This window comes from Pseudoalteromonas sp. SCSIO 43201 (genome assembly GCF_023716725.1).
GTDB classification, from domain to species: domain Bacteria; phylum Pseudomonadota; class Gammaproteobacteria; order Enterobacterales; family Alteromonadaceae; genus Pseudoalteromonas; species Pseudoalteromonas peptidolytica.
The window spans coordinates 299,078-307,500 of sequence record NZ_CP072684.1; the positions used below are offsets into that span (position 1 = coordinate 299,078).

The 8,423-nt window shown below is 42.9% G+C and carries 4 protein-coding genes and 2 rRNA genes (1 of these 6 cut by a window edge); 3 read left to right on the top strand and 3 right to left on the bottom strand.

Annotation, left to right across the window (positions count from 1 at the left end):
* Positions 1 to 460 precede the first annotated feature (460 nt).
* On the top strand, positions 461 to 3,052 hold the full coding sequence (locus J8Z24_RS18060; protein WP_128731301.1) for a TonB-dependent receptor plug domain-containing protein: 2,592 nt from the start codon (positions 461 to 463) through the stop codon (positions 3,050 to 3,052).
* Between the two features lie 98 nt (positions 3,053 to 3,150).
* A complete protein-coding gene (locus J8Z24_RS18065; RefSeq protein WP_147390804.1) occupies positions 3,151 to 4,617 on the top strand; it encodes a tetratricopeptide repeat-containing sulfotransferase family protein in 1,467 nt (488 codons plus the stop codon).
* On the opposite strand, the gene J8Z24_RS18070 is transcribed toward J8Z24_RS18065, so the two are convergent.
* Complete coding sequence (locus J8Z24_RS18070) at positions 4,559 to 5,479, bottom strand: alpha/beta fold hydrolase (protein ID WP_176033908.1); 921 nt, start codon at positions 5,477 to 5,479, stop codon at positions 4,559 to 4,561. The two genes, J8Z24_RS18065 and J8Z24_RS18070, sit on opposite strands and share 59 nt — an antisense overlap.
* Before the next feature lie 175 nt (positions 5,480 to 5,654).
* Here J8Z24_RS18070 and rlmF point away from each other — a divergent pair, with 175 nt between their 5' ends.
* Positions 5,655 to 6,524, top strand: coding sequence for a 23S rRNA (adenine(1618)-N(6))-methyltransferase RlmF (gene rlmF, locus J8Z24_RS18075; RefSeq protein ID WP_252095900.1), 870 nt, complete (start codon positions 5,655 to 5,657; stop codon positions 6,522 to 6,524).
* 652 nt (positions 6,525 to 7,176) lie between these two features.
* Here the strand turns inward: rlmF and rrf are convergent.
* Together rrf and J8Z24_RS18085 are read right to left on the bottom strand one after the other, a co-directional pair.
* A 5S ribosomal RNA gene (gene rrf, locus J8Z24_RS18080) occupies positions 7,177 to 7,290 on the bottom strand.
* Positions 7,291 to 7,403: 113 nt separating this feature from the next.
* Positions 7,404 to 8,423, bottom strand: a 23S ribosomal RNA gene (locus J8Z24_RS18085) (it continues 1,865 nt past the right edge of the window).

Genomic DNA, 8,423 nt, shown 5'->3' on the forward strand with positions numbered 1-8,423 from the left:
TACAAAAATATGTGCTAGCCAAGTAGAGGGGTAATTTTTTTGTATAAAATACCCGACTCAATATGATTTCCCCACGACATAGCTAGAATTCTCGATCACACCTCTGCAACCAAGACGTGATCTTCAATTATGCTTAAATAATAAACAAAAACTCAATATTCGCTGTTACCTTCCTCCTCTATTTTATCACCATAGATATGCAACAAATTAAGCTTAATGTGAGAAACCAAAGAAAAGCCATAAAACATCATCTTTAACAACAACTTATATTTAGGATTTTGACATTCTTTATAGCGGAAACAAAAAGTTATTCAGAAAGTTGCAGTTTTCTAAATCGCTGCTAATTTTAAAAAAGCGCTTGCCAACACATAGCAAATTAAATTATATGTGTATTAAAGGTAAAAATATTATAAATGACCTTTTTATTGGTATGACAACAACAATCAACTGGGGAAACAGGATGAAACAAAATAGTAACACGCTGCGCCGTGCAATTCGCCTTGCGCTAGCGTCAGCTGCAACAACATCACTTCTTACAACAACTGCCATAGCTGAAGAGGCCGATAAACCCAAAGTCGATGAGAAAATAGAAAAGATTGCTGTAGTCGGTTCAAGGGCTGCGCCTCGTTCTGTTGGCGAGTCGCCGGTTCCAATCGATATCATCGGCGCAGAAGATATGTCCAAAGCAGCCGGCTCAGATATGCTTGAGTTGCTCAAAGGTTCAGTTCCATCACTAAACGTGCATGCGAACCCTATCAGCGATGCAGCAACCTTAGTAAGACCAGCCAACCTACGTGGCTTGCCAGCAGATAGTACGCTTATTCTATTAAACGGTAAGCGTCGTCACCGCTCATCCGTTATTGCTTTCCTTGGAGGCGGTATTAACGACGGTGCACAAGGTCCTGACATTTCAGTGATCCCAAGTATTGCGCTAAAGCAGGTTGAAGTTCTTCGTGATGGCGCTGCTGCACAGTACGGTTCAGATGCTATTGCTGGTGTAATGAACTTCGTACTGAAAGACGCAAGTGAGGGAGGCTCTTTCTCAGTGCGCCAAGGTGAGTATTATGAAGGGGATGGCGACACAACTGTTATAGAAGGTAATGTCGGTTTGCCATTTACCGATAACGGCTTTGCAAACCTTAGCTTCCAATATAAGGAAGCTGATGCGACAAGCAGAAGTGTTCAACGTCCGGACGCTGCCGCTTACATAGGTGCGGGTGTAGAAGGTGTTGGTGACCCAGCACAAATATGGGGCGCTCCAGAAATTAAAGATGATATTAGTATCTTTGGTAATGTTGGTGTAGACGTTACAGATAATGCGCACTTCTATATGTTTGGTAATTACTCAGAACGCGACGTCAAAGGGGGGTTCTACTACCGGAACCCTCAGACCCGCCCCGGTGTGTATTCTAACGACGGTGGAGAAACACTACTAGTTGGAGACCTAGATGGCGTTGGCGTTGGTATTGAGTGTCCAGTCGTCAACCTTACTGACAGAAACGTTGAAAATATTCCGGCTTATCAATTAATTGCAGCCGATACCGAGTTAGGCCGCAACTGTTTCGCGTTTAATGAAATTTTACCTGGCGGTTTTACTCCAAACTTTGGTGGCAACATTACTGACACCTCTTTGACTATCGGTGTTGAAGGTGAGTTTCAAGATGGCTTTTTGGAAGGTGGCTACTGGGATTTAAGTGGCTCAGTAGGACGTAATGAGTCACGCTATTTCATTACCAATACGGTAAACGCATCTCTTGGTGCTGACACGCCAATGGATTTCAGCCCAGGTAAGTACATACAATTAGAAAAGAATTTCAATTTCGATGTTTCTAAAGGCTATGATTTTGATCTTGCATATGACGTGAATGTTGCCGCGGGTCTCGAATGGCATGAAGAAACCTTTGAGGTACTTGCAGGCGATGAAGCATCATTTATCGCAGGCCCACTTACGCAGCAAGGTTTTGGTATTGGTTCTAATGGTTTCCCTGGCTTTAAACCGTCAGCAGCCGGAGAATACACTCGTCGTAACTACGCTGCTTACATCGATATTGAAACCCCATTTACTGAAGACTTTTTAATGGGGTGGGCACTAAGATACGAAGACTACGATACATTTGGTTCAACCACCAACTTCAAAATTACTGGTCAATATCACGTTACCGAAGACTTCTCTGTACGTGGCTCGGTGAGCACCGGTTTTAGGGCACCAACGGTTGGTCAAGCAAATGTCTCTAACGTTCAAACAAACTTAAGTAGCGGTGTGCTAGTTGACTCTGCATTACTTCCACCAACTAACCCTGTCTCAGAGCAGCTAGGTGGTACAGAGCTGACTCCTGAAGAGTCAGAAAGCTTTACTTTAGGCGCAGTATACCGTTCTGGTGACCTGTTTATCACATTGGATTACTACAACATAGAAGTCACTGATCGCTTGAGTCAATCAGAAAAAATTGTGTTGAGTGATGCTGATAAAGAGGCACTTAAAGCGGCAGGTGTACCAAATGTAGATAATCTAGCTCAAGTTAGTTTCTTTACAAACGACTTCGATACCACTACTCAAGGGGTCGACTTGGTAGGTAACTACTCGATGGACATGCTTGGAGGTTACGCGACCTTCAGTGCAGCCTACAACTGGAATGAAACCGAAGTAGACCGGTTTTCTGCAATTACTGGTGATTTCAAGGTATCTCGTCTAGAAAACGACCTGCCAAAACACAGAGGCACACTAACTTGGTCCCAACAGTGGGATACTTTTTCAGGTTTTGTTCGGATGAACTACTACGGTGAATATCAAGGTGTCCACGTAGATTATGACGCAACGGCTAAAACAGCTGATGCAACTATCACGTTCGATGCAGAGTTAACTTATTTTGCAACAGATTCAATTAGCTTATCTGTTGGTGCAAATAATATTTTCGACCAAGATCCTGAAGAACTTGATTTTTATGACGCAACTGGCATTCCAAATAATAACTGGGGTGGCAAATACTACGAAACCTCACCATACGGTATAAATGGCGGCTTCTACTACGTCAAAGCAACATATACGTTCTAACTTTTACTGTAACCCAGAAACAAAGGCGAACTAGCAATAGCTATTTCGCCTTTTTATTTTTATTCTATTGAAAATTGATTAAGTAACTCTATTAGCACATGTTGTTATTACAGCGAGCCAACGAGCTGTTGGCAGAGAACAAACTTCGAGAAGCCGAGTTTATGTACAAATCGGTTTTAAAACAATCACCAAAAAATGGCGCGGCTCTTTTTGGTGTAGGTCGTATCTGTATGCGTTTAGAGCAGTATGATAATGCAATCTACTACTTAAAAAGAGCCTGTGAACACCTGCCAAAAATGCTCGAGCCACTTTTTGCATTAGCAGACGCTTTTTTAGCGGTTGGCTCACCAGTCGACGCCAAAACCGTACTTGAATACACGCTTAGCGTGGCAAAACATAATGCCCAAGCCCATTATCAACTCGGCCAATTTTATCTGGACTATGGCTTCATCGAGCAGGCAAAAAATGTTTTTAAAGCTGGGTTGAGTTGCCCACACAGCGCGGTGACTGCATTTATGCTTTATGAACTCGTACAAATGTCAAAACCAAACGCGCTCTCAAGCTATTTAATTCAATTAACTAAACTTGAGGAGGAGTTTGAAACCCCTAGACTGAAAACCGTTGTCTACTATGCAAAAGCAAAATGTCATGAGCGTTTAGGTGATTACAAGCTCGCGCAGGAGCATTTTGCGCTAGCAAATGAAACTCAGCTATCCTTGAGTGAGTTTCGCACTCTAGATATGCTTCCATTTTTTGAATCGATTAAACGATATTGTGGCCAATCTTTCTTTAATAAACCCAGTGATAAAGTAAAAACAACATTTACACCGGTATTTATTGTTGGTCTGCCAAGAACAGGATCTACGCTCCTTGAGCAAATGTTGGTGCAACACTCAAATATTGGAACTCTTGGCGAGAATACAGTGATCAGTGACAAAATTGTCCCCTACCTCAGTATGCGTAATAATGCTGAGTTTCCCGCATGCTTAAACCAACTCAGTAATTCGATGTTAGATCATTGCCGCATTCTCTATGTCGATGAAATAAAAAGACATAGAGTATCTGAAGAAGTTGTGATAAATAAGCTACCAGCGAATTTTCAAAATCTGGGGTTAATCCACAAGCTCTTCCCTGAAGCGCGAGTAATTCATTTAACACGCAATTTCAAAGCAACAGCTTGGTCAGTATACAGTAACCATTTCGCCGAAAGTGAACCTTATTTTTGCTCTTTAAGTGAGTTTGCCTTGTATGCACAAGCGCAAAGCGACCTTATGTCTCATTTTTACCAATTTATGAAAAGGGACATTTTCACGTTTAGTTACGAACAACTGATTGCTGAACCAGAAAAAACCATCAAGAAATGTTTGGGCTTTTTGTATCAAAAGTACGAACCTGAATGCTTGGACTTTCATAAGTCTAAAAAGCCAGTGCATACCTTGAGCAAAGCCCAAGTTAGAAAGCCAATCAGTACGCAACCACTAGAAAAGTGGCAGCGTTATGAAGGGTTTATTGAGAAGATGATCCCCCAACCGCAAAGCGATCAAACCACGCAAGCAAATCTTTAAATTGATCATCACGTGCATGTTTATGGGTTAACATATCTATGTGCCCATAATTATGTTGATGGCCGTGTGTTTTCCCATAAATCTTAAGCTCTTGGATCCCATTTCCTGACTCACTTATGAAAGCCTTAATATCAACAGGTTGAGCAAGCGCCTTATCTTTAACTCCCGCTATGTGTAAAGTCGGTGGTAACATTATATGTTGTAAAACAGAGGAGTAATCAAAGCCATCGTCTGAATCTATCCAAGGATTCTTTTGTGCCCAGTCAGCACTTTGAGCATGTGATTTTGAAGACTCATCATCGCTTCCCCAACCGAGCTTCTTCGCTGGTAGATAACCATACTTTTTGGAGTAGTAATGTGCAACATTAAACCATAACAGGTTTGCTTTAAGTAATTTACTGGGGTGATTATTATACAAGCTACGCTTAGAGCCAAAATAGACACAAGCTTTCACGTGCTGAATTTCACTTGGAAAGCGTGCAAAAACACTATTCATCAATACGCCCCCCCAAGAATGCCCAACCCAATATTGTGCTCTAGAGCCAGTGTATTGCTCGATAAAATTCAGCATTTCAGGAATTTCGTACAAAATTGATTCAGTTTGTCCGTAAGTCGCTTCTGAATCAATTTTTGGCGTGCTTCCACCTCGACCACGAAGATCACCCACAAAACAACGATAACCATGTTCAGCCAAAAAAGGGGCTAATCCTTTATTAGATTCAGTGTAGAAAATTTTACCATTCTCGACCGCACCATGCATAAAGAATACAACAGGACCAATACTACCGGGTTTCGCTATATATCTGAGGTGGAGTTTGTGCCCATCCTCTATATCTACTAACAGAGATTTTTGCTCTACCATTTCTTTGTTTTGATTTTTTAAACGTTTGTTCCTCATCGTACCAGTTGAGTGGTTGATAAGTAAACTCCAAAACAAGGCAAGCAAAAGTTGGCATGTCTTTAAGATAAAGTATTTTTTCAAGACTTAAGGGTTCGATTAAAAGTGTTATAATCTTTTTATTTATTCGAAGAACCCCGTGCATCCAAGAAACAAGCATAACTCTGGCTATGATCTCGATAAGCTCATAACACTCGAACCCACTTTAAAAGATTTTGCTTACAAACGAGCTGATGGTATCAAAAGTATCGACTTCGCAAACCCAGATGCCGTGAAACTGTTAAATAAAGCATTGCTTAAATCAGACTACGATATCCAAGTTTGGGATATCCCCCCACAGTTTTTATGCCCCCCCGTGCCAGGCAGAGCAGACTACATTCACGCACTCAAAGATTTACTCGACGAAAGTGATTTGCCTGACAAAGTTCAAGGCGTAGATATTGGCACCGGTGCCAATTTGATCTACCCCATCTTAGGCTCAAGGGAATATAACTGGCGTTTTGTAGCATCCGATATAAATCCTGTTGCAGTAAAATGTGCTAAAACCATCGCAGAATTAAATAAATTGCCAGTAAAGGTTCTTCAGCAAAAGCAGCCTAATCAATTTTTTAAGACAATCATAAAAGCAAACCAATTTTATCATTTTTCAATGTGTAACCCGCCCTTTCATTCTAGTGAAGCCGAAGCAAACAAAGGAACACAGCGCAAGTGGAGAAACCTCAATAAAACGCCACAAAGTTCACTAAACTTTGGCGGCCAGGCTCAAGAATTATGGTGTGAAGGTGGAGAAAAACGCTTCTTGCTTAATATGATAGCTGAGAGTGCCATGTACAAGGAGCAAATTTACTGGTTTACATCTCTCATCTCTAATAAAGACAATATAAAACCGCTTCAAAAGCAAATTAGAAAAGTCGCAGCAGAACAAGTGAGAATAATAGAGATGGGTCAAGGTAATAAGATAAGCCGTTTTATCGCATGGAGTTTTTTCAAACCTTCTTCATCACTATAACTTTAATCTAGAAACTTCAGTAAATGGATCCACGTGCTAGAACGCCTATCGCATTGTTGATTATTACCATGCGTTCGTCTCTAGTCACACAGCTCGGCGGGTAAACCGCCTCCTACCAGTGCTGCACTTTGTTGATGTCGTGGTGGGAGCGAGTTTACCTCGTGATGTTACAAAGTAGGATGTTTTTATTCTTTTTGTTTGAGAGACCCAACAGCTCGGCGGGTAAACCGCCTCTTCCCTGTCCAGCACTTTGCTGGTGTTGTGGTGAGTGCGAGTTTAGCTCGCGATGTTACAGAGTAGACTGTTTTATTCTTTTTGTTTGAGAGACTCAACAGCTCGGCGGGTAAACCGCCTCCTACCAGTGCAGCACTTTGTTGATATTGTAGTGGGAGCGAGTTTAGCTCGCGATGTTACAGAGTAGACTGTTTTATTCTTTTTGTTTGAGAGACTCAACAGCTCGGCGGGTAAACCCCCTCCTACCAGTGCAGTATTTTGTTGATGTAGTGGTGGGAGCGAGTTTACCTCGCGATGTGTTGATTGTTTTGTAATGTATTGATTGCTTTTCGAGGTGTTGATTATCTTATGAGATTTTTTCCAAATCCCACACAGCAAAAAACCCGTCGCATTGCTGCAACGGGTTTCTCTAATAAGGCCCTGACGATGTTCTACTTTCACATGGGAAGCCCACACTATCATCGACGCTGTTTTGTTTCACTTCTGAGTTCGGCATGGGGTCAGGTGGTTCCAAAACGCTATGGTCATCAGGAAATTCTGTTCATTAATGAAGTATCCTTCATTAATATAAATCTGGAAAAAGCTATTAAATTCTTTGTCTACTTTAGTCTATTAACTTCTGTCGCTAAACCACTTTGGCGTTGTATGGTTAAGCCTCACGGGTAATTAGTACGAGTTAGCTTAATGCCTCACAGCACTTCCACATCTCGCCTATCAACGTTGTAGTCTTCAACGGCCCTTCAGTTGACTCTAAGTCAAAGTGAGAACTCATCTCGAGGCTCGCTTCCCGCTTAGATGCTTTCAGCGGTTATCGATTCCGAACGTAGCTACCGGGCAATGCAATTGGCATCACAACCCGAATACCAGCGGTTCGTCCACTCCGGTCCTCTCGTACTAGGAGCAGCCCCTCTCAATTCTCAAACGCCCACGGCAGATAGGGACCGAACTGTCTCACGACGTTCTAAACCCAGCTCGCGTACCACTTTAAATGGCGAACAGCCATACCCTTGGGACCGACTTCAGCCCCAGGATGTGATGAGCCGACATCGAGGTGCCAAACACCGCCGTCGATATGAACTCTTGGGCGGTATCAGCCTGTTATCCCCGGAGTACCTTTTATCCGTTGAGCGATGGCCCTTCCATTCAGAACCACCGGATCACTATGACCTACTTTCGTACCTGCTCGACGTGTCTGTCTCGCAGTTAAGCTTGCTTCTACCATTACACTAACCGTACGATGTCCGACCGTACTTAGCAAACCTTCGTGCTCCTCCGTTACTCTTTGGGAGGAGACCGCCCCAGTCAAACTACCCACCAGGCACTGTCCTCAACCCCGATTCAGGGGCCTAAGTTAGAACATCAACACTACAAGGGTGGTATTTCAAGGTCGGCTCCACACAAACTAGCGTCTGCGCTTCAAAGCCTCCCACCTATCCTACACATGTAGGGTCAATGTTCAGTGCCAAGCTGTAGTAAAGGTTCACGGGGTCTTTCCGTCTAGCCGCGGGTACACAGCATCTTCACTGCGATTTCAATTTCACTGAGTCTCGGGTGGAGACAGCGTGGCCATGGTTACACCATTCGTGCAGGTCGGAACTTACCCGACAAGGAATTTCGCTACCTTAGGACCGTTATAGTTACGGCCGCCGTTTACCGGGGCTTCGA